Raw genomic sequence first — 21154 nt, forward strand, 5'->3', positions numbered from 1 at the left:
CCGATGATGATATGCCCATATGGACATGGCTTGCACCCGAAAAGGCATTCGACGGACATGGTTTGCGTCCAGCAGACTGGTGATACAACCCACACCGACGAACCGGGAGAAGCACCCATCATGGCGATTCCTACTCTGCGTAACTTCGTCGGCGGAGCCTTCCTTGACGCCGCCGACAAGACTTTTGAAAAGATCAGCCCCGTCGATGGCAGCGTTGTCGCCCACGTTGCCGAGGCCGACCGCGGCACTATTGACATGGCGGTTAAGGCCGGTCGGAGCGCACTGCAAGGCCGCTGGGGGAGTTCCACAGTCAATGAACGCGCAGCCCTGCTGCGGCGTATCGCGGATCGCATCGAAGCACGATTCGACGATCTGCTCGCCGCCGAAATCGCCGATACCGGCAAACCGGAAGCACTTGCCAGGGACCTCGACGTAGCCCGTGCAGCAGCCAACTTCCGCGCGTTTGCAGACATCATCGCCGCCGAAGGCCTGGACTCCTTCCTCACCGAACTTCCCGACGGCCGACGGGCCCTGAACTACGCTTTGCGCCGGCCGCTGGGCGTAGTCGCCGTAGTAGTGCCGTGGAACCTGCCTCTGTTGCTGTTGACCTGGAAAGTGGCTCCCGCAATCGCCTGCGGCAACGTGGTGATCGTCAAGCCATCGGAGGAAACGCCGTCGTCCGCGACCCTCCTGGCTGAGATCATGGCCGAGGCCGGCGTACCCGATGGTGTGTTCAACCTGGTCCACGGCTTTGGTCCAGGATCGGCTGGCGAATTCCTCACCACGCATGAAGGCATCGACGGAATCACCTTTACAGGGGAGTCGTCCACAGGTTCGGCCATCATGCACGCGGCGGCGTCCAACGTCCGCCCGGTCTCTTTTGAACTCGGCGGTAAGAATGCTGCACTTGTTTTCGCAGACGCGGACCTCGAAGCTGCTGTGGACGGGCTCACCCGGTCGATCTTCACCAACACCGGGCAAGTCTGCCTCTGCACCGAGCGGGTCTACATCCAGCGTCCCATCTTTGACGATGTCGTAGCTGGACTTTCTGAGCGCGCCAGAGGCCTGACGCTCGGTCAGCCCATGGATCCCCGGACCACCACCGGACCACTGATCTCCCTTACTCACAGGCAAAAAGTTCTCTCATACCTCGAACGCGCTAAGCAGCTAGGCGGTGAGGCAATTGTGGGCGGTGGGATCCCCAATCTGGGCCACGAACTCAGCGGTGGCGCTTGGATTGAACCGACACTCTGGACCGGGCTCAGCCACGACGCACCCGTGATGCGCGAAGAAGTCTTCGGCCCCGTCGCGGGCCTGATTCCCTTCGACGACGAGGAAGAGGCCGTGCGCCTGGCCAACGACACAAAGTACGGCCTGGCTGCTTCTGTTTGGACCACCAATCTGGAGAGAGGACACCGGGTTGCTGGCCGCATGAACACCGGAATTACATGGGTCAACACCTGGTTCCTACGCGACCTGCGCTCACCCTTCGGCGGAGCCGGTCTGTCCGGTATCGGCCGCGAAGGCGGAACCCACTCCCTCCACTTTTACACCCAACCCACCAACGTGTGCGTAAACCTGAGCGAGGCAACACGATGACCGCAACCCACCCAGCCCCACCAATCAGCGAGATAGCGCGCAGACTCGATCAGGCCGAACGTAAAGGTATCGCCATAAATCAATTCGGCGACGTGCTGTCGCTTGACGCTGCCTATGAGGTACAGACCGAATTGCGGGACCTTCGCTTGGCGCGGGGAGAGCACCTTACGGGCGCGAAGCTGGGGTTCACCAGCGAGGCGAAGATGGCGCAGATGGGCGTGAAGGAAGTAATCGTTGGATTCCTCACCTCGACCATGGAAGTGCACAACGGCGACCGGCTTCGGCTTGACGGGTCCGTTCACCCACGCGTTGAGCCCGAAGTCGCCTTCCGCTTCGGCCAGGCCGTCCCGCCAGATGCATCGGAGGAGCAGATCATTGCAAGCGTGGACGCAGTGGCACCCGCGCTTGAGATCATCGATTCGCGCTATCTCAACTTCTCGTTCAGTCTCGCTGACGTCGTTGCTGACAATACCTCGGCCAGTCGCTACGTCCTGGGCGAGTGGGCTACCTTTACGGACGATCTTGCCGGCCGGACGGTAACACTGCTTGTCGACGGATCCATCACCGAAACAGGGACCACTTCGGCTATCCTCGGTGACCCCCTGAACGCACTGCGGGAGTTTGCCCGGATGTACCGCCGCCACGGAGCCGGCCTCCCGGCCGGTGCAGTACTGCTGGCAGGCGCAGCTACTGCTGCCGTTCCGCTCTCACCAGGGTCCACCATCACGGCCATCGTCGCCGGCATCGGCAGCGTTGAACTGGAGACGGCAGGAGCTGACGCATGAGCGGGGCAAAACTTGTAGGGGACATGGCAAAGCCCCGTGGCCGCTTTCCCCACGTCAAGACTGCCGGTGACGTGATCTACGTTTCCGGGACAAGCAGCAGACGACCGGACAACACCTTCGTTGGTGTTGAAGCAGACGAACTGGGCACCACGAACCTCGACATTCGTGCGCAGACCCAAGCGGTCATCGAGAACATTGGACGCATTCTCCAGAGCGTCGGCGCCTCTCTCGACGACGTCGTTCAAGTCACTGCTTTCCTCGTCAACATGAATGACTTTGGCGGCTACAACGAAGTGTACGGACAGTATTTCGACGAGCACGGGCCGGCCCGCACCACCGTCGCTGTCCATCAACTTCCACATCCACACCTTCTCATCGAAATCCAGGCGATAGCCCACAGGAGGCAACCGCCGACAACACCAACACAACAACTGGAACAACAAGGAGCAGGACAATGACCACAAGCACCAACAAAACAAGCATCCTTCCCGTTTTCAACTTCCAGCAGTGGCTGGCCGAAAACGAGGCCTCACTGAAGCCGCCGGTAAACAACAAAGCAATGTGGACCCAGGTCGATGACTTCATCGTCCAGGTGGTCGGCGGCCCGAACCAGCGCACAGATTTCCACGTCGATCCCTACGAGGAGTGGTTCTACCAAGTAAAGGGCAACATGCATGTCAACGTCGTCACCGACGAAGGCATCAAGAGGGTAGACGTCCGGGAGGGCGAGATGTGGCTGCTCTCGGGCAACATCCCCCACTCACCCCAGCGACCCGAAGCCGGGTCCATCGGCATCGTGATCGAGCGCATCCGGGAGGAAGGAACCACGGAGAAGTTCCAGTGGTACTGCCTTGAGTGTTCCGACCTCATTCACGAGGTCGAACTCCAGGTCCGGGACATCGTGGAAGACCTGCCGCCCGTATTCGAGAAGTTCTACGCCAGCGACGCTTCCGCGCGCACGTGCAAGAACTGCGGGGCTGTCCACCCCGGCCGGGGCTAAGCAACCCCTCCGGAAAACGCATCTAAGGAAAAGATCCCTGTGACCAACCTTTCACCAACCATCGACATCCACACCCACTACGTGCCGAACGGGTGGCCCGACCTTGCCCAGGAAACTGGCGCAAACGGGCCTTGGCCGTGGCTTCGCAGCGATTCGGAACGGGAAGCGATGCTCATGCTGGGCTCCGCTGAATTCCGGCCCCTCCGCTCTAACGCCTGGGCCGCCGAAGAGCGGCTCGCCGCCATGGATGCGGACGGTGTGGACGTACAGGTTGTCTCACCTACCCCAGTGTTCTTCTCCTACGCCCGCGATCCAAAAGAAGCGGTCAAAGTGAGCCGGATCTTCAATGATCTGGCGTTGGAGGTCTGTGATCCAGCACCCCAACGCCTCATCCCTTTCTGCCAGGTGCCGCTGCAGGACACGGATGCTGCGTGCCGTGAACTTGACCGGTCACTGGAGAACGGCCACGTAGGCGTTGAAATCGGCAACCACGTGGGCGACCGTGACCTGGACGATGAAGGCATCATCACCTTCCTGCAACACTGCGCAGACCGGAATGCCGCCGTTTTTGTGCACCCTTGGGACATGCCCACTTCACCCCGGCTCGATCGATGGATGGCACGCTGGTTAGTGGGCATGCCCGGGGAAACACACTTGTCCATACTGTCGCTCATCCTCGGAGGGGGCTTCGACAGACTGCCCGCCCACCTACGCCTGTGCTTTGCACATGGAGGTGGCTCCTTTCCCTACTGGGTAGGGCGCATGGACAATGCCTGGCACCAGCGTCCGGACCTCATCGCCACATCCGAGTTCCCACCATCTCACTACCTGAACCGGTTCAGCGTGGACTCAGTAGTTTTCAATGACGCCTCCTTGCGGCTACTTACCGACGTCATGGGAAGCGAGCACATCATGCTGGGATCCGATTTCCCCTACCCCTTGGGCGAAAGGCCCGCGGGAAACCTCATCAGAAAGTCTGCCTTCTTGACTCAAGAACAACAGAGTCAAATCCTGAGCAGTAACGCACAAAAATTTCTCGGGATGGACGTCGACGCTGACGTCCGGACCTTCAACGAAACACCGGCCAGTGCTTGATGGCTGACCCGAAGGATCCCCGCTGTCGTGGATCTTCGCCCCTAACCCCCCTTTCTCCCAGGAGACGCTCATGTCACAAAAAGCCCCAGGCGCCAGCGACGCCAAAAGCCATGGAATTAAGCGCTATATCGTTGCATCCCTCATCGGGAATTCGCTCGAATGGTACGACTTCTTCCTCTATGCGACGGCGGCTGCCATCGTATTCGGAAAACTGTTCTTCCCGGCCGGCACTGACCCGCTTGTTGGTACTTTGGGAGCCTTCGTAGGCTTCGCGGTTGGGTTCGCTGCCCGTCCTTTTGGCGGGATTCTCTTCGGTCACATCGGTGATCGGGTGAGCCGGAAAACGGCCCTGGTGTTGACCCTGACCATCATGGGTATCGCCACCTTCCTGATGGGCCTGCTGCCCACGTACCAGCAGGTAGGCATCTGGGCCCCCATATTGCTGGTCGTTCTGCGCGTTCTCCAAGGCATCGCTGCCGGCGGTGAGTGGGGCGGCGGCGTTCTGATCATCAGCGAAAACTCATCGGATAAGCGCCGCGGCTTGTTTTCGGCCTTCAGCCAGGGCGGCGTTACCCTCGGATTTGTCCTCGCCTCGGCAGCTTTCTATCTCGCCCAGCTACTTCCAGAGGAACAATTCCTGGCGTGGGGCTGGCGCTTGCCGTTCCTCTTGAGCATCCTGTTGTTCGGCGTGGGAATGTACATCCGGTTCCGCTTGCCGGAGACCAAAGAATTCGAACAGGTCAAGAACGACGGCGAACGGGCGGCGTTGCCGGTACTGGCGGCACTGCGGACACACCCCAAGGAAATCCTGGTCGCCATGGGTCTCCGGATGGCAGAAAACGGTGGCTCCTATCTGCTGCTGTCATTCTCCCTTGTTTACGGTGTGCATGTGGGAGTCGAACGGGGAACGCTGCTGTTGGGCGTCATGCTCTCGATGCTGTTTGCGTTCTGCACCATCATTTTCTTTGGGCATCTATCCGACAAGATCGGCCGCCGAAAAGTCTACGCAATTGGGGCCACCGCACTGGCACTCATGGCCTTCCCCTTCTTCTGGCTCATCGATTCGAACTCGCCAGGCCTTATTGTTCTCGCCTACTTCATCGGAAACGGAATTTGCCACGCCGCGATGATCGGGGCCCAGCCCGCCTTCTTCCACGAACTGTTCAGCCCCGAAGTCCGCTATTCAGGAATGGCACTGGGCCACGAAGTAGCAGCTGTTTTTGCCGGCGGACTGGCACCATTCATCGCTACCGCACTCCTGCTGACCTACAACAGCTCAACGCCGGTTGCCCTGTACGCGATCGGCCTAGCTGCCATCACACTGATTGCGTTGGCCTTTTCCAGGAACGTGGGCCAGCACCGAACATCCCCTACGGATACCCAGAAGCACATCGACGACATTAGAGTCGGCCGCCGCTAGCCTCGTCCATTCCCGGTGGAGCCCCCACTGTGGCACTCCGTGGGCTCCACCCAACTGAACAGAAGAGAACCAGACATGGCAGTATCCATCATCGGCGCCGGCGAATCTCCGTACACGCGGCATCCACAACCGGGGACCACAACATCGGGCACACTCGTTGACGCGGTGAGCCGCGCGCTCAAAGATGCCGGGCTTCCCCCCAACGACGTCGACGGTTTCGCAGTATCAAGCTTTACCTTGGACCCAGACCACGCTATCGACCTCGCATGGAGGATGGGTCTGAAGCTGACGTGGCTCATGCAAGATACCAACGGTGGTGCCAGCGCCGGGAACATGCTGCAGCACGCAGTCCACGCCATCGAAGCGGGCGATGCCTCGGTTGTTGTACTCGCTGCGGGCGATCTCATGGACCATGGTGCCTTCGCCAACCTCGTTGCGAAGTACAACCGGGCCACGGCTGACCATTTGACCCCGTTGCCGATGTCAGGTCCCAACGCGCTTTTTGCCATGCTGACTACCCGCCAGATGGAGAAGTTTGGTCTGACTCGGGAGGACTATGGACGCATTGCCGTGGCCCAGCGGCAGTGGGCGGCCCTGAACCCAGGGGCGGTCTATCGAGCGCCCCTGACGCTTGAGCAGTACCTCGATGCACCGATGGTCGCAACGCCCCTGGGCCGATTTGACTGTGTACCCCCCGTTACCGGTGCCGATGCGATTGTGCTGGTTGCAGATGAAAGAGCAAGGGGGCGCCGCCGGGCGAGAGTTCTTTCAACCACTGCGTCCTATAATTCGGACCACCAGAAGGGTGACGGTCTGGTCACCGGTCTGCGGATGTGCGCACCGTTGGCGTGGGAGAGGGCAGGTGTCTCTCCGCAGGATATGGATGTCATTAGTGTCTACGACGACTATCCCGCCATGGTCGTCGCGCAGCTCGCGGACATGGGAGCAATTATTGATGGCGCGGACATCCCGGACTTTATCCGGGCCCGGATTCAATCCAGGGAACTCGCCCTCAACACTTCAGGAGGGCAGCTCTCCGCCGGTCAGGCGGGATCAGCTGGCGGAATGCATGGCCTGGTGGAGGCCACACGGCAGTTGCGGGGTCAAGGAGGAGACAGGCAGGTGCAAGCGAGACTTGCCGCAGTAAGCGGTTACGGCATGGTGTTGTACCGCTACGGCGCCTGCGCAAACATGACAGTGTTGGAGGCCGCCGAATGAGTGCCGTATTCCAAAGATGCGCCAATTGCCGGGCTGCCTACTTCCCGTTCCGGCTCATCTGCTCCAACTGCTCCGACACCTCCTTCATCGAAGATGACATCGATTTTGGAGTGGTTGAAAATGTCACACTGCTCTCCAACGGGCAGCAAACAGCCACCATCGTCTGCCCGGAGGACCTTCAATTCATTGCCCGGATTCTTGGGGGGACAGCCAGGGCGGGCGACCGTATCAGCCTCACCAATACGGACAGCCAAGAGACGGCCCTGGCTGGCTACGTACCTTTCCAGAGATATTAAATTTAGGAGAACCATGTCCGAAGATACCTACCGTGCAGGTTCAGGTGCCGCCTCCATGACGGTTCCCGGCCTGTTGATGGACCGGGCACAAGAACACCCGGACGCGCCGCTTTTGCGCTGCGGTTCCGTTAGACGCGATGGTCGGCAAATGCTCGAAGCTGTGGCCTTGGCCGGGGGAGTGCTGTTGAAGCACGATATTCGCCCGGGTGATCGTGTCGCACTGATGTCCAGCAACCGCATCGAACTTCTTGATCTCATCCTGGGGTGCGCATGGGTGGGAGCAATTGCTGTTCCCATCAATACGGCCGCACGAGGAGAGCAGCTTCATCACATCCTTGCCAATTCCGAGTCATCACTCCTTGTTACGGAGTCGGCGCTGCTTGAACATGTGGATAGGCTCCCGGACCTTCCTGCATTGCGCCAGATTTGGCTGTTTGATGAGGCAGCTTCAGCGCTTGATAGTCGCTACCCTGTCACAGGCTTGCCCGAGACAACATCCACTGCTGAGCCTGCGCCCGTACTACCCGGGGACACGGCAGCGATCCTTTACACATCCGGTACCACCGGAGTGTCCAAAGGCGTTCAATGCCCGCATGGGCAGTTTTACTGGTGGGGCGTAAATGTCTCTCGTCAGCTTGAAATCACAGAGGCAGACGTTCTGTACACCTGTTTGCCGCTTTTCCATACAAACGCCCTGAACGCGTTCAGCCAGGCATTGGTCAGCGGTGCCGAATACGTCCTGGGACCCCGATTCTCGGCCTCGCGGTTCTGGTCGGATGTTCACAGCGCAGGCGCGACATTCACGTATCTGCTCGGCGCCATGGTGAGCATCCTCGCCAGCAAACCACCTACTCCACTGGACCGGGCGCACGGAGTGGTCGCCGCGCTCGCGCCGGCAACACCTGCCGGGTTGTTGGCATCTTTCCGCGATCGGTTCGGGATCACCCTGATGGACGGCTACGGTTCAACTGAAACCAACTCAATCGTGGCCTCCAGCCGTAGCGAGCAAAGGCCCGGCTACATGGGAAGAGTGCAGCCCGGTTTCAGTGCCCGTGTCGTCGACGAGCACGGGTTGGAAGTTCCCGCCGGACAACCAGGTGAGCTGCTGCTGCGCAGCGACCAACCCCATGCCTTCGCCACTGGCTACTATCGGATGCCCGAAGCCACCGTCGCGGCTTGGAAGGACCTCTGGTTCCATACGGGGGACCGCGTCGTGGTGGAAGCAGACGGCTGGATGCGGTTCGTGGACAGGATCAAGGACGTCATCCGCCGCAGGGGCGAGAACATTTCCTCAGCCGAAGTAGAACACGTCCTTCTCGAACACCCTTTGATCAGCGAAGCCGCAGTCTACGCCGTGGACTCCGAACTCGGTGAAGACGAAGTCATGGCTGCAATCATCACCAAGGAATCCCTGGAGTTCAGCGACATCGAAGCCTTTTGCGAGCCTCGGCTTGCGAAGTACGCGATCCCGCGCTTCATACGCATCGTTCAGGACCTCCCGAAAACCGAAAACGGCAAAGTGCGGAAGACCGTGCTGAGAGAAGAGGGCACTGCAGCAGCCCAATGGGACAGGGAATCGCAGCCGCACAAGCTATCCACGCCGGCATTGAGCCCCACGGGCCATAGATAAGCCAGTCGAGGACCGTCCATGGAACCTCCAGCTGCCAACAACGACAAACCGGCAAGTCTTCACGCGCTGATAGGAACAACAATGCATATAACCACCAAGACCGGACAGCGGCGGGAAGAGGTCCTGCAGGGCTTCGCCCAAGAGCTGCTTACCGCCACAGTTACCCGAGCCCCTGTGCCACCCTTGCGTGATCGGCTGGCCGCCATGACCATCCAGGATGCGTACGAGGTTCAGGCCGATCAATTGAAGCAACACCAGGCAGCCGGTCGGATCCTCGCCGGAAGGAAAGTCGGCTTGACCTCCCAAGCCATGCAAGCACAACTTGGCGTCGACTCGCCCGACTTCGGTTTCTTCTTCGAAGACATGGTCCATCACGACGGAGCACAAATCCCCAGCGACAGTTTCATCTCTCCAAAAGTTGAGCCAGAATTCGGCTTCCTGCTCAAAGATGCACTTCAGGGCCCCGGCGTCACCTACCAGCAAGCAGTTGATGCCGTGGAAGCCGTCTACCCTGCGATCGAAATCATCGATTCACGCATCGCTGACTGGAATATCCGATTGGTGGACACCGTGGCGGACAATGCTTCCTGCGGCGCCATCGCAGTCGGCCGAACGCCGCTGGATATCCGCGTCGACGAACTCAAACAGGTCGAATGCACCCTGCGCATTGACGACCATCCGGTGGAAACCGGTACTGGCCAGGCTGTCATGGGTGACCCGATCCTGGCGCTGGTTTGGTTGGCCAACATTTTGGGAGAACAAGGCGTTGCCGTGGAAGCCGGACACCTTGTCCTCCCGGGATCATTCACCAAGGCCCTTCCGGTGGTTGCTGACAGCAGCGCGACCGCAGACTTCGGCGACCTTGGATCCCTGACAATCCACTTCACCTAGCCCACGCATAACAACGGCTACCAATCAAAGGAAACCCACATGGCCAAGAAGACCGCCGCAATTGTCGGTTCAGGCAACATCGGGACCGACTTGATGTTCAAGATCATGCGTCGCTCGAAAAACGTCGAAGTCAAATACATGATCGGCATCGACCCCAACTCTGACGGCCTTGCCCGCGCAGCCCGCCTCGGCGTGACAGTCTCTTCAGAAGGCGTCGAGTGGCTGCTGGCGCAGGAGGACAAACCGGACTTCGTGTTCGAATGTACTTCCGCTAAAGCCCACGCCGCGAATGCCCCGAAGTACCGAGAGGCGGGCATCCGGGCCATCGACCTCACCCCTGCCGCGGTGGGTCCTTACGTCGCTCCGGTAGTCAATTTGGAATCCATCACCGACACCATGAACGTCAACATGATTACCTGCGCCGGCCAGGCGACGACGCCGATCGTTGCCGCGATCTCGTCGGTAGTCCCAGTGGATTACGCGGAAATCGTGGCATCCATAGCATCGAAGTCTGCCGGCCCTGGCACACGGGCCAACGTCGATGAGTTCACTGAAACTACCGCAGAGGCGCTCCAGCTCGTCGGTGGTGCCAAGCAAGGCAAGGCAATCATCATCATCAACCCTGTAGAACCGCCCATGATCATGAGGAACACCATCTACTGCGCCATACCGGCAGAAGCGGCCGAACCGGGTCCAACCCAGGAGCGGATCCGGGCTGCGATCAACGAGGCTGTCGAAAAAACACGCGAATACGTTCCCGGATACGAACTGCGAATCGAACCACAGTTCGATAGCGCCCGCGAAGATTGGAACGGCGCCGGAAGAGTCGGCGTGTGGGTCCAGGTCAAAGGTGCCGCGGACTACCTTCCCGAATATGCCGGCAACCTGGACATTATCACCGCGGCAGCAACCCGCACTGCAGACTTGCTTGCCGAGAAAATGGACGAGTCTGAGCTCGTCACAGCCTCCACCGAGAACACCAGGAGCCAATCATGACCACTACCGAAAACAGCGGTTCCAGCATCCGCCTGACAGATACCACCCTGCGTGATGGTTCCCACGCAATGAGTCACCGATTCACCGAAGCGCACGTAAGAAGCGTAGTGCGGGCCCTCGACGATGCCCACGTCGAAGTGATCGAAGTGACCCACGGAGACGGCCTGGGTGGCTCGTCCTTCAACTACGGGTTTTCCCTGACGCCGGAACTGCAACTCATCAAGGCCGCCGTCGATGAAGCCAAACGCGCCAGGATAGCCGTGCTCATGCTTCCGGGCCTCGGCACCATTCACGACCTCAACCAGGCATACGACGTCGGCGCAACAGTTGCGCGGATCGCGACCCACTGCACCGAAGCAGACATCTCCACGCAACACTTCTCCCACGCACGGGATTTAGGCATGGAAACCGTAGGGTTCCTCATGCTCTCCCATCGCGCCAGCCCTGAGGAACTCGCCAAGCAAGCCCGCATTATGGCGGATTCCGGATGTCAGTGTGTCTACGTCGTCGACTCTGCCGGTGCCCTGATTCTTGAAGATGTCGCGGATCGGGTCGCGGCCCTGGTGACCGAACTCGGTGCCGATGCGCAGGTAGGGTTCCATGGCCACCAAAACCTGAGCTTCGGCGTCGCCAATTCGGTCTTCGCTGTACGCGCCGGTGCGCGGCAGATCGACGGCACTCTTGTTGCCTTGGGAGCAGGGGCAGGCAATTCGCCCACGGAAGTACTTGCTGCAGCATTCGATCGGCTCGATATCTCGACGGGCGTAGACACCCAGGGTCTGATGGCCGCAGCGGAAGACATTGTGAAACCCATCATCACCCGCATGCCCGTCATGGACCGTGCTTCAATCATGCAAGGCTACGCCGGGGTCTATTCCTCATTCCTTATCCATGCAGAGCGGGCAGCAGAACGCTACGGGGTGCCGGCCTGGCAGATCCTCCAGGAAGTGGGCAAAGCCGGCTATGTAGGAGGACAGGAAGACATGATCGTCGACGTGGCATTGAACCTGCAGGCGGCCGAAACCAACTGAAACCCCTACCAAGGACGCTATGCCACACGCAATCGTTGCCACCCGCGCCGGCGGGCCCGAAGTATTGAACTATCTAACGGTTCCACGTCCTGTCCCTCAGCGGGGGCAGTTGCTGGTGCGGGTGGCCGCTGCTGGGATCAACTTCAGAGACGCCCTTGAACGAAGAGGCACGCGCCAGACAATTTATCCCTACATACCCGGCACGGAAGCCTCAGGCACTGTTGTAGAAGCAGCGGAAGGGGCTGAGGAATTCAACGAAGGCGATCGCATAGCCACAGCAGAAAGTGTCGGCTGCTATGGGGAATACGTCCTGGTCGACGCGGAAAGAGCTTTGCCGATACCAGGTGACATCGACGATGTCACCGCGGCCGCATTAACTTTCCAAGGGCTGACTGCCCACTACTTGATTAATTCCTCGTTTGCTGTCGGCGACCACCACACGGCCCTGATCAACACAGGCGGAGACGAAATGGGCTTGCTCCTTATCCAGCTACTAAAGGCCAAGGGCGCCCGGGTCATAACTACTGCGCCGACGGACGAGCGGGAAGTCCTCGCTCTGCAGGCTGGAGCTGATCAAAATCTCCGTCGCGCCGACTTCAACACGGACGTCCGGAACCTTACCGATGGCCGCGGGGTCGATGTTGTGTACGACTGCGTCGGTAGGCAGACCTTTGCTGAGTCAATTGCCTCGCTCACCGTTCGCGGCACCTTGGTGTCATTTGGCCAACACTCGGGTCCCGTCCCTCCTGTCGACCTGCAAGGAACGATAGCCGGTAAGTCAATCACCCTCATGCGCCCATCCATGGCATCGTTCTTGCAAAATGCCGTCGAGCGGCGCTGGCGCTCATCGGAGATCTTCACTGCTGCTGGGAGCAATGCACTCAAAGTCCTGGTAAGCACTCAATACCCCCTATCAGACGCGTGCCGCGCGCATCAGGAACTTGAAGAGGGCCGACTCCAAGGGAAAGGCATTCTCATACCCTAGCTATCGGTCCTTAGTCACACCGGCAGTACCAGCAGTGCGTCGAAAAACCCCTGGAGGTCAGGGGCTTCTCCTGACCGCTGGTCACGCGCGGTGTGAAAACCTCATCCAGCAGCGAAGCTGCAAAGGAAGCAGCCCGTCGATTTCCGGGGGCAGATTTTGAGCGCCCCTTCGTGTGAGTCGATCGAGCGAAGTATCGTCTGAGCAAAAAACGAGGTGTGGACAATGTCCACACTTTCCGCCCCGGACTGGGTTGTACATCGGGCGGATTGAGCCGTACTTGGCATGTTTCCGCCGCTTCCCAGTGTTTGCAGGGCCCGGAATCTCGTTCGAGTCCCACCTCGGGCACGGCATACCCCCTCGTCAGAGGGGTTTTTGCTTTAACGTGTGTACATTCTGGTTGGTCAGGTCCCTCTGACACTGGCCGCGGGGAGTGCCTGGCGCCGCGGGTCGCCTCTTTGGTTGTGGGGGGAGCGGGTTCAAAGCCCTGGCTGGTGGGCCCTCCGCTGGCTCTGTACTGGGGCTATGCGTTCCTTTCCTGGTTCGTTCGGTAGGTCGTGGTTGTCCTACACCTCTTCATGTGTAGGAATGCTGAGAACGACATGACGACAAAATCCTTCGTCAAAGATCCTGGGTTCGGCTCGTTCCTGGAGCGATGAGACCTGGCGGATGGATGCCTTTGTCAGGCTAAAGGGGGTTTGGACATTGATGCTCCAATTGTTGTCAACGGTTGTTGGGCCACACGGCCGCGCAGGCCACCGTGGCCGCCGCTCCGGCCTCAAGGGTCGCTCCTGCGATCGCTGCGCGACGGCCATGCGGCCGCCCTTGACCCCGGTGCTTGCGTGGCCATGGTCAGGCAGGCAGCACGCGGGCCAACCCGGGATCCGACATATGCGCTGTTGCAGGGGACTGGCAGTTGGGCCAGACGTGGAGGGCGTCGGCGGCTTGCTGAAGGGTCAGCTGCTTGGTCGTGCGTACCGTCCGGAGTGTTCAGGCGTCGGGTCCCGGTTGCGGGTGGAGGAGTTGGTCGTAGATTTCCCGGGCGACGTAGCGCTTGAGGCAGCGCATGATTTCCTTGGTGCTGTTGCCTTCCTGGCGTCGCCTGACCACATAGGCCCTGGTCCTGCTGTCGTACCTCATCCGCACGGGGACCACGCGGTGGATGGCTTTGTTGCCCTGCCGGTCGCCGCCGCGGCTGAGCCGGTGCCGGGAGGTCTTTACCGATGATGCGGGGACCGGAGCGACGCCGACCAGTGCGGCGAAGTTCGCTTCGGAGCTCACGCGTTCGGGGTTGTCTCCCACCGTTACGAGGAGCTGGCTGGCGACGTCGGTGCCCACGCCCTGTAGATCGCGGAGCATCGGTGCGTGGAGGGCGAGGATGGCGTCGAGTTCGGCGTCGATCAGTGCCAGTTCCTGGTGCCGGTAGCGGACGGCGAGGCGTTTGAGCACAGTCGCGGTGCTGGTGAGTGGCTCGGAGGCCGGTCCGGCGGGCCGGGTCTTTTCCAGCGCGGCCATCAAAGCGGGACTGCTCATGGCCCGGTATCTGGCGCGGATCGTTTCCGGTGCGGTCACCAGGATCGCCTTGACCTGGGCCATCACGGCGACCCGGGCGCGCATTGCGGTGGCGCGCTCGGCGCAGTACCCGCAACGATTCCACGGCTCCGTCCCGGGATTTCGGGGTGGCGCCGGCGCGGCAGGACAATACCGATTCGGCAGCCTGATAGGCGTCGAGCGGTTCGGATTTCCCTGCAGCCGGCGGGCCTGCCGGTTCGGGCACATCACCTCCACAACGTGAATCCCCTCGCGGACGAGTACGCGTGAGAGTTCGGCACCGTAGCTGCCCGCCCCTTCCACACCCGCGGCGAGGACCGGACCGAACTCTGCGATGAACCCGATGATGCCCTGGTAGCCGGACCCCGCGGCAGGGAATTCCCTGTCGGCCAGGTGCCTGCCGGTGTCGGTGATGAGGGCGACGTGGTGGGTACCGGCGTGGGTGTCGATCCCGGCGATGACTTTCAGAGTTCCTTTGCCATGATGAAACCCTGACCTTTGCATGCGATGAGAAAAGGGCACGCCGGCCCGGGCGGCAGACAAGACAGTAATGGGACTCTTCCGAACAGGCTCCTATAAGGTCATGTCCACCTGGCCGCCGCGTTTACTGCAGGTCGTATCTTTCCGCGGCTTCCCAGGGCGGACACGGCAGAGAATCCCGTTCGAGTCCTTCTGCCTCTGGTTCACGGCCCAGCGGCAGTCCATGACGAAGTTCTTTGCGCCAGAGGGCCCGATAGTGGAGGGAGAAGCCGAGGCGGCTGTACAGCCAGGGTAGTGGCGAAGCGTTGGACGCGGTGGAGGAAGCCCTCCCGGGCATCGGCTGCGCTCCCGCACGGGACACGCCCCCTTCGCCGCGCGGCGAAGGGGGCATGTTTCGAGGGATCAGGCTCCGACGATGTTGTGCTCGGGACCGAATCCGAACTTCGTGATGTTCTCTACGGAGTCCTCGCCGATCACCAGGATGTCGTGCTCGCGGTAGCCGCCGGCGCCCGGGAGGCCGTCGGCCACGGTGATCATCGGTTCCATGGAAACGACCATGCCCGGCTCAAGGACGGTTTCGATGTCTTCGCGCAGTTCCAGGCCTGCCTCGCGGCCGTAGTAGTGCGAGAGGACGCCGAAGGAGTGTCCGTATCCGAAGGTGCGGTTGGGCAGCAGGCCGTGGGCTATGTAAATCTCGTTGAGTTCGGCGGCGATGTCCTTGCAGACCGCGCCGGGCTTGATGAGCTCGAGGCCGCGGCGGTGCACCTCGACGTTGATGTTCCACAGTTCAAGGGAGCGCTCGTCCGGCTGGCCGAGGAACAGCGTGCGCTCAAGGGCTGTGTAGTATCCGGAAGTCATGGGAAAGCAGTTAAGCGAGAGGATGTCGCCCTTCTCAAGCTTGCGGGTCGTAGCCCAGTTGTGAGCGCCGTCAGTGTTGATGCCGGATTGGAACCAGACCCAGGTATCGCGGACTTCGCGCTCCGGGAAGGTCCTGGCGATCTCGTGGACCATGGCCTCCGTGCCGATGAGTGCGACTTCGTACTCGGTGATGCCCTCGCGGATCGCATTGCGGATGGCCTCGCCGCCAAGGTCGCCGATGCGGGCGCCGTGCTTGATGACCTCGATCTCCTCTGCGGACTTGATCATGCGTTGGCGCATGGCGTCCTGGGAGACATCGAAGAGCTCTGCGTCAGGGAAGGCGGCAGCGATCTTCGCGCGGGTCAGCGTGGGGAGGGCGTCGTCCTCGACGCCAATCCGGGCGGCCTTGACGCCGCGCTGACGCAGGGCCTCCTGGATGCCGAAGTAGAAGTTGTCGCGGCGCCAGTCGGTGTAGACAATGTTCTCGCCGTAAGAGGTTCGCCACGGCATGCCGGCGTCGATGTTCGCCGTGATGGTCACAGAGTCCTTGTGGGTGACGACAAGCGCGTAGTTGCGGCCGAATGTGGTGTAGAGGAAGTCCGAGTAGTACTTGATGCCGTGGTAGCTGGTCAGCACCACAGCGTCGAGTTCCTTTGCTGCCATGATGCGGCGCAGGCCGGCCAGGCGGCGCTCGAACTCGGCATCGGAGAACGTGAGCTTGCCCTTGGTTCCGTTGTGGAGGACCTTGAGGCGCTCGAGCTCGGTGACGTTCGTGACGGTTGTATCGACGGACATGGGTGTCTCCTTTTCAGAGGATGTTGTGTGGTTGGAAGGATGGTTTGAAGGGGGAGCGGTTACGGTTAGCCCAACCGTGAAGCGAGTTCCGGGCCGATCGCCTCTGCGAGTGCCTTGGAAGTCCGGGCCAGCAACAGCTGTCCAGCGGATTCGCTGGCAGCCTTGGCCGAAGAAAGGCAGCCCGACTCGGGCGTGAGCTCTGCCCGGACCGGCAGCATGTCGTAACGGGGAAGCTGGGCGGCAGGCGCGTCCATGACCCGCTCCAGGCGAACGAGCTCCGGGTGAAGGTGGAGCATGAGGGAGGTCTCAAGGACGCCTCCGTGCTCAACGTCCCACCCCGGGAATGTGCCCTGGTAGATCTCCTCTATGGTGCCTTCGTCGACGAAGTCCCAGTAGGAGAGCAGGATGGCGGCCACGTCCTGGCCACGCAGTGCCAGCTCCGTCGTGGCCTGCTCAACCCCTTCGTACAGGAACTGGTAGTTCTCGAAGTGGCCGTTGAGGAACACCAGACGGCGTGCGCCATGCCGTGCGAATTCGAGGGTGAGCGTCCGGGCGATCGAGATCAAAGTCGCCGCGTCCAGGCTCGTGGTGCCGCCGAGGTGGTTGCCGCCGCCGGAGCGCTGCTGCGATTTGTACCCGTACAAAATCGGAGCGGCGACGAGCCCCCCAACGGCCCCGGCGAGGTGCGCGCCCATGGCCTTTGCGAGGAGGACGTCGGTGTTTAGGGGCAGATGTGGTCCGTGCTGCTCGATCGAGCCGACTGGAATGACAATCGGAGCGCCGTCAGCGATTGCGTCGCGGTAGGTGAACGCGTCGAGTTCTTCCATGTAGACGCTTCTGGGCATGGTTCTCCTGGGAATTGGGGCGGCGGGGGTTCATACCCCGCCGCCAAGGTGGGGTGAGGATCAGGGAGTGGTGATGTTGCTTGTTGCGGAGGCGACCCCGCTGACGGGCGGCCGGACGGGCGACGCCGGCCTCCCGCCGTCGTCCGCTGTGTCACCAACGGTCGCGTCACCGTGCGCATCCAGGTACTCCTGGTCGTCGATTCCTTCCTTGATGCCGAGCGGCACGCCCTGGTGGACGCGGTTACGGAACCGGGGATAGGCGAGGGCGAAGTACAGCGCCCCCGAGGTGAGCGAGCCGGCCAGCCAGGAGAGGTCCACGCCGCCCATGGCCGTGGCAATGGGGCCCTGGAAGATCGGCAGGGCACCGTACATGAACAGCCATGTCATGACCAGGCCTGCTGCGAACGCGACGAGCGCACGCGGGTTGACGGCCTTTAGCCGGCTGTCGCGCGGGTTCAGGAACAGATATTCAAAGTTCTTGTGCCGGCGTTCAAAGACGAAGTAATGGACTGCCATGATGCCGCCCCACGTGGCGACCCAGGCAGCGATTGCGATGACCCAACTGTCCAGGAGGGTTGCGAAGTCCTCCGCGAAGAGGAAGAGGATCACGGCGCACATCGAGAAGCCGCCGACGATGATCGAGATCTTCTTGCGCGACATCTTGATGTCGAGGGCCTGGGTGGCCACGCCGAAGGTATAGAGATTGATGATGTTGGTGGCGATCGGACCATGGATTACGAGCAGGATGACCGGGATGGCCATGGCTCCGAAACTCTTCACGATCAGCTCACCGGGGTCGGCCGTGCCGTTCATGGTCGCCAGGCTTGCACCAAGGAGGCCGAGCCAGATGACTGGCAGGAACTGGCCAAGGACCGAGGTGAGGTAGAGCTTGCGCGGTGCGATGCCTTTGGATACGAAGCGGGAGTAGTCCGGAGCGTAGGTGAACCACCCAATGCCCCATCCGATGCCGATCGCGGTCATGATGCCGGACATTGCGGCGAGGCGCTCTCCGCCGCTGAGAACGGCGCCGGCAGGGCCTGCGTAGCTCCAGTCGATGGGCAGCTGGGTCCAGGCCACGATGGACATTGCCACGAGGACCAGGAGGGTCGGTGGCATGGTGATGCGCTCGAATTTGGCGATCGCGCCGTAGCCGCGGTAGCAGATGGCCACTTGGATGCTCATGATGACTGCCGCGACGCAGATCTTCCATGCCAGGTTTTCCTGTGCGGGGTCCACCCAGCCGATCATCCCGAAGAGGGCCATGACCAGGTCGAGGATGACCCAGGTGTTTACTGCGGACCAGCCGACGGCGACGATCGCCTGGATGGCGGCTGGGATGTAGGCGCCGCGACGGCCGAAGGCGCCGCGGGCCAGCAGCATGCCGGTCGCCCCGGTCTTCTGGCCGAGGAGCACGAAGAAACCGAATCCGACCATGCCGATGATATTGCCAAGGACCAGTACGGTCATGGTGTCTGCGAGGCCGAGGCCCATGTTGATGCCGAGGGCGCCAAGGATCCAGTTGATGGGGGCAACGTTGGCCCCTGCCCAGATCCAGAACTGCCCGGAGAGTTTTGTGGTGCGGGCCGACTCTGGAACAGGCTGCAGCACATCCTCGACGAGGTGGGTGGCATTCTCAGAATGGCTCTGAGGACGAAGGCTCATGTGAGACTACTTTCTCTTGTTTTCGCTGGGGGGAAGCGAGTAGCCGGCTTCTTCCACTTTAGGGCTGGATGCGCGCAGCAAGTAGACTCACTCTGTCACCTGCAAATGCTCAGCGGGGATACATAATGTCGCCGTTACGAGATGTGCGTTACATGTATGAGCAATGGGAAAGGAAGAACGTCATGGCAGTTCCCCTCAGCGAAGTCCTGGCGAGCGAGGCCCTCCTGCCCGGCCAACCGGTGATCCTGGCTGGACGGCAGGTGATTGCCCGGCGGATGGTGCGCTGGGTGCACTCAAGCGAGGTCGTGCAGATTGCACCGCTGCTCCGGGGCGGAGAGTTGCTGTTGGTAGGCGGCCAGAATTTCCTGGCCCTGCGCGAAGGCGCGCAGCTCGAGTACATCCGTAGCCTCTCAGAGCGCGGGGTCGCGTGCGTCGCCTTCGAAACAGCCGGCGGCCGGAGCATTCCCAGCGATGTGCTCGCCGCAGCCGAGGATGCTGGACTCCCCCTCGTGGAACTGCGGAACGTTGTGCCATTTGTCGAGGTCGCCGAATGGGTGAACCGCCGTATCGTCTCGCGGCAAGTCGAGGCCCTCCAAATCGCCGACGCCCTCTCGCAGCAGCTCGCAGAGCGGATGGCTGCGGGCGGCTCCCCACTCCTTCCGATCCTTGAGCTCACGGCGAACGCCCTGGATGCCTCGGTCGCCGTGATCGACCCGCGAGGGGTGGTGATGGAATCAGCCGGTGTCGAGCCGGACCGCGCCCATCCGCCGTCACTTAGCGTCGACTTGAACGTCGGCGGCATCGACATCGCCAGGCTTGAGATTTGCTCCACTTCGGAAGACAGGGATCTCCTTGAGACCGTGGCCCAACGTATCCGCGGCATCGTGGCGCTTGCCCTGTCGCAACGACACCGGCCAAGCCTCGCCAGAATGGCCGATGACGCGCTAATGCGGATGATCGTGGCCGGGGGAGGGGGAGACCAGCTCCACGAACTATCCGAGGCCGCAGGGCTACCGCCCGACGTCCCTGTCGCAGTCGCCATTTTCCGGTCGCGGGACTCTGGACGTCCCGCGCCAGAGGCCGAGCGCGCACTTCGCGCCAAAGGCGGCCACGTCCGCCTCCACGCTCACGGCGATCTCTTGATCGCCCTCGTGGCGTTCGATCGCGGCAGCAATGTCGTCGCCAGGCAGGAGCTGATCGGCACGCTCCGCGAATCGCTTGCGGGTAATAGGGCTCTCGGCGCGATTGGTCCGACGGAACCGTCGATCCGTGGGGCGTCACGATCGCTCATCGAAGCGCGGACCACCCTGCGGCTCGGACGCGCATCGAAATGGGAGCACGCCGTCTACGACAGTGCTGACTTCGTAGTGGAGCGTTTCGCCGAGCGGGAGCTGCCGCGCCATGCCGTAGATGCCTTCGTCGAGGAGACCCTGGGGCCGCTGATGGAACTTGAGCAGCGGCGCGGAGGCGAGCTTGTGCGGACCCTCGACGTATGGATCACCGAGGGTTGCAATACGGCGGAGGCAGCCCGGGTCCTCTTCCTTGAGCGGCAAAGCCTCCATAAACGGCTCGCCCGGATCTTCGAGGTCCTGGGCGGCGATCCGCGCGGAACCGGCAGGCTTGGTGCGCTGGCGTTTGCCGTCAAGCTCGTGCGGGGAAACGCCCGGCTAAGCGACGGCGCCCGTGCCTGAGAGCTCGCAACGGAGGTTGTGCTGAGCGTACCGGGCGGGTCGGCTGTTCGAAAGGTCAAAGCGAGCCAGGGCCAGGTCAAACGTATTCGGTTCCATCCCAACCAGAGACATGAAGTGGCTTGTGAAGTCGTCCAAACCCAAACCTAAAGCAAAGAAGCCTCCGCTAACGATCGTTCACGAGACACTTTTGGGAGGGTAGTCGGAAGTGTTGGCTACGCTAGGTCCGCTGGATATCGGACCGGTTAAGGCTCAGCACCCCGTGGACCGCATCGAGCCAACGGCAAAACTGAAGAGAGATCCTGACCGGAGACGCCGCGGCCAAGGTCGAG

At 61.4% G+C, this 21154-nt stretch carries 18 protein-coding genes; 14 read left to right on the forward strand and 4 right to left on the reverse strand.

Annotated features, from left to right (window positions below; translation table 11 throughout):
• Positions 1-120 precede the first annotated feature (120 nt).
• The 13 genes from AB0N72_RS01180 (at position 121) to AB0N72_RS01240 (ending at position 12946) form a co-directional block, all read left to right on the forward strand.
• Positions 121-1599 carry a 2-hydroxymuconic semialdehyde dehydrogenase gene (locus tag AB0N72_RS01180; RefSeq protein WP_363931455.1) on the forward strand — a complete coding sequence of 493 codons (1479 nt, stop codon included), beginning with the start codon at positions 121-123 and terminating at the stop codon, positions 1597-1599.
• A complete protein-coding gene (locus tag AB0N72_RS01185) occupies positions 1596-2384 on the forward strand; it encodes a fumarylacetoacetate hydrolase family protein (RefSeq protein ID WP_224089919.1) in 789 nt (262 codons plus the stop codon). Before AB0N72_RS01180 ends, AB0N72_RS01185 begins: the two co-directional genes overlap by 4 nt.
• The gene (locus AB0N72_RS01190) at positions 2381-2842 is read left to right on the forward strand and encodes a RidA family protein (RefSeq protein ID WP_224089920.1); all 462 of its coding nucleotides are present in this window, start codon (positions 2381-2383) and stop codon (positions 2840-2842) included. Before AB0N72_RS01185 ends, AB0N72_RS01190 begins: the two co-directional genes overlap by 4 nt.
• Positions 2839-3384 (forward strand): 3-hydroxyanthranilate 3,4-dioxygenase, encoded by a 546-nt coding sequence (locus AB0N72_RS01195; RefSeq protein ID WP_224089921.1) that lies wholly within the window; start codon positions 2839-2841, stop codon positions 3382-3384. The genes AB0N72_RS01190 and AB0N72_RS01195 overlap by 4 nt, the downstream gene beginning before the upstream one ends.
• A gap of 39 nt (positions 3385-3423) precedes the next feature.
• Positions 3424-4479, forward strand: coding sequence for an amidohydrolase family protein (locus AB0N72_RS01200; RefSeq protein WP_224089922.1), 1056 nt, complete (start codon positions 3424-3426; stop codon positions 4477-4479).
• Between the two features lie 70 nt (positions 4480-4549).
• Entirely contained in the window at positions 4550-5899 is a 1350-nt protein-coding gene (locus AB0N72_RS01205; protein WP_091466909.1) for an MFS transporter, read from the forward strand.
• 75 nt (positions 5900-5974) lie between these two features.
• The gene (locus AB0N72_RS01210) at positions 5975-7117 is read left to right on the forward strand and encodes a thiolase family protein (RefSeq protein WP_363931457.1); all 1143 of its coding nucleotides are present in this window, start codon (positions 5975-5977) and stop codon (positions 7115-7117) included.
• Positions 7114-7413 carry a hypothetical protein gene (locus AB0N72_RS01215; protein WP_224089924.1) on the forward strand — a complete coding sequence of 100 codons (300 nt, stop codon included), beginning with the start codon at positions 7114-7116 and terminating at the stop codon, positions 7411-7413. The genes AB0N72_RS01210 and AB0N72_RS01215 overlap by 4 nt, the downstream gene beginning before the upstream one ends.
• A 13-nt stretch (positions 7414-7426) precedes the next feature.
• Positions 7427-9043, forward strand: a complete 1617-nt coding sequence (locus tag AB0N72_RS01220) for an ATP-dependent acyl-CoA ligase (protein WP_224089925.1) — start codon at positions 7427-7429, stop codon at positions 9041-9043.
• Between the two features lie 81 nt (positions 9044-9124).
• The gene (locus AB0N72_RS01225) at positions 9125-9934 is read left to right on the forward strand and encodes a fumarylacetoacetate hydrolase family protein (protein ID WP_363931458.1); all 810 of its coding nucleotides are present in this window, start codon (positions 9125-9127) and stop codon (positions 9932-9934) included.
• A gap of 39 nt (positions 9935-9973) precedes the next feature.
• Entirely contained in the window at positions 9974-10930 is a 957-nt protein-coding gene (locus tag AB0N72_RS01230; RefSeq protein ID WP_363931459.1) for an acetaldehyde dehydrogenase (acetylating), read from the forward strand.
• Entirely contained in the window at positions 10927-11961 is a 1035-nt protein-coding gene (dmpG, locus tag AB0N72_RS01235) for a 4-hydroxy-2-oxovalerate aldolase (protein WP_363931460.1), read from the forward strand. Before AB0N72_RS01230 ends, dmpG begins: the two co-directional genes overlap by 4 nt.
• 19 nt (positions 11962-11980) lie before the next feature.
• On the forward strand, positions 11981-12946 hold the full coding sequence (locus AB0N72_RS01240) for a quinone oxidoreductase (RefSeq protein ID WP_363931461.1): 966 nt from the start codon (positions 11981-11983) through the stop codon (positions 12944-12946).
• Between the two features lie 987 nt (positions 12947-13933).
• Here AB0N72_RS01240 and AB0N72_RS01245 read toward each other — a convergent pair.
• The 4 genes from AB0N72_RS01245 to AB0N72_RS01260 all read right to left on the reverse strand — a co-directional run bounded on the left by AB0N72_RS01245 (position 13934) and on the right by AB0N72_RS01260 (position 19134).
• The gene (locus tag AB0N72_RS01245) at positions 13934-14998 is read right to left on the reverse strand and encodes a transposase (protein ID WP_363931462.1); all 1065 of its coding nucleotides are present in this window, start codon (positions 14996-14998) and stop codon (positions 13934-13936) included.
• Positions 14999-15376: 378 nt separating this feature from the next.
• Positions 15377-16627 (reverse strand): aminopeptidase P family protein, encoded by a 1251-nt coding sequence (locus AB0N72_RS01250; protein ID WP_363931463.1) that lies wholly within the window; start codon positions 16625-16627, stop codon positions 15377-15379.
• A gap of 65 nt (positions 16628-16692) precedes the next feature.
• Positions 16693-17472, reverse strand: a complete 780-nt coding sequence (locus AB0N72_RS01255; protein ID WP_363931464.1) for a creatininase — start codon at positions 17470-17472, stop codon at positions 16693-16695.
• A gap of 60 nt (positions 17473-17532) precedes the next feature.
• Positions 17533-19134 carry a cytosine permease gene (locus AB0N72_RS01260; protein WP_363931465.1) on the reverse strand — a complete coding sequence of 534 codons (1602 nt, stop codon included), beginning with the start codon at positions 19132-19134 and terminating at the stop codon, positions 17533-17535.
• A gap of 182 nt (positions 19135-19316) precedes the next feature.
• Here AB0N72_RS01260 and AB0N72_RS01265 point away from each other — a divergent pair, with 182 nt between their 5' ends.
• Positions 19317-20825, forward strand: coding sequence for a PucR family transcriptional regulator ligand-binding domain-containing protein (locus tag AB0N72_RS01265; RefSeq protein ID WP_363931466.1), 1509 nt, complete (start codon positions 19317-19319; stop codon positions 20823-20825).
• Positions 20826-21154 lie beyond the last annotated feature (329 nt).

Source organism: Paenarthrobacter sp. NPDC089307 (assembly GCF_040685055.1).
GTDB lineage: Bacteria > Actinomycetota > Actinomycetes > Actinomycetales > Micrococcaceae > Arthrobacter.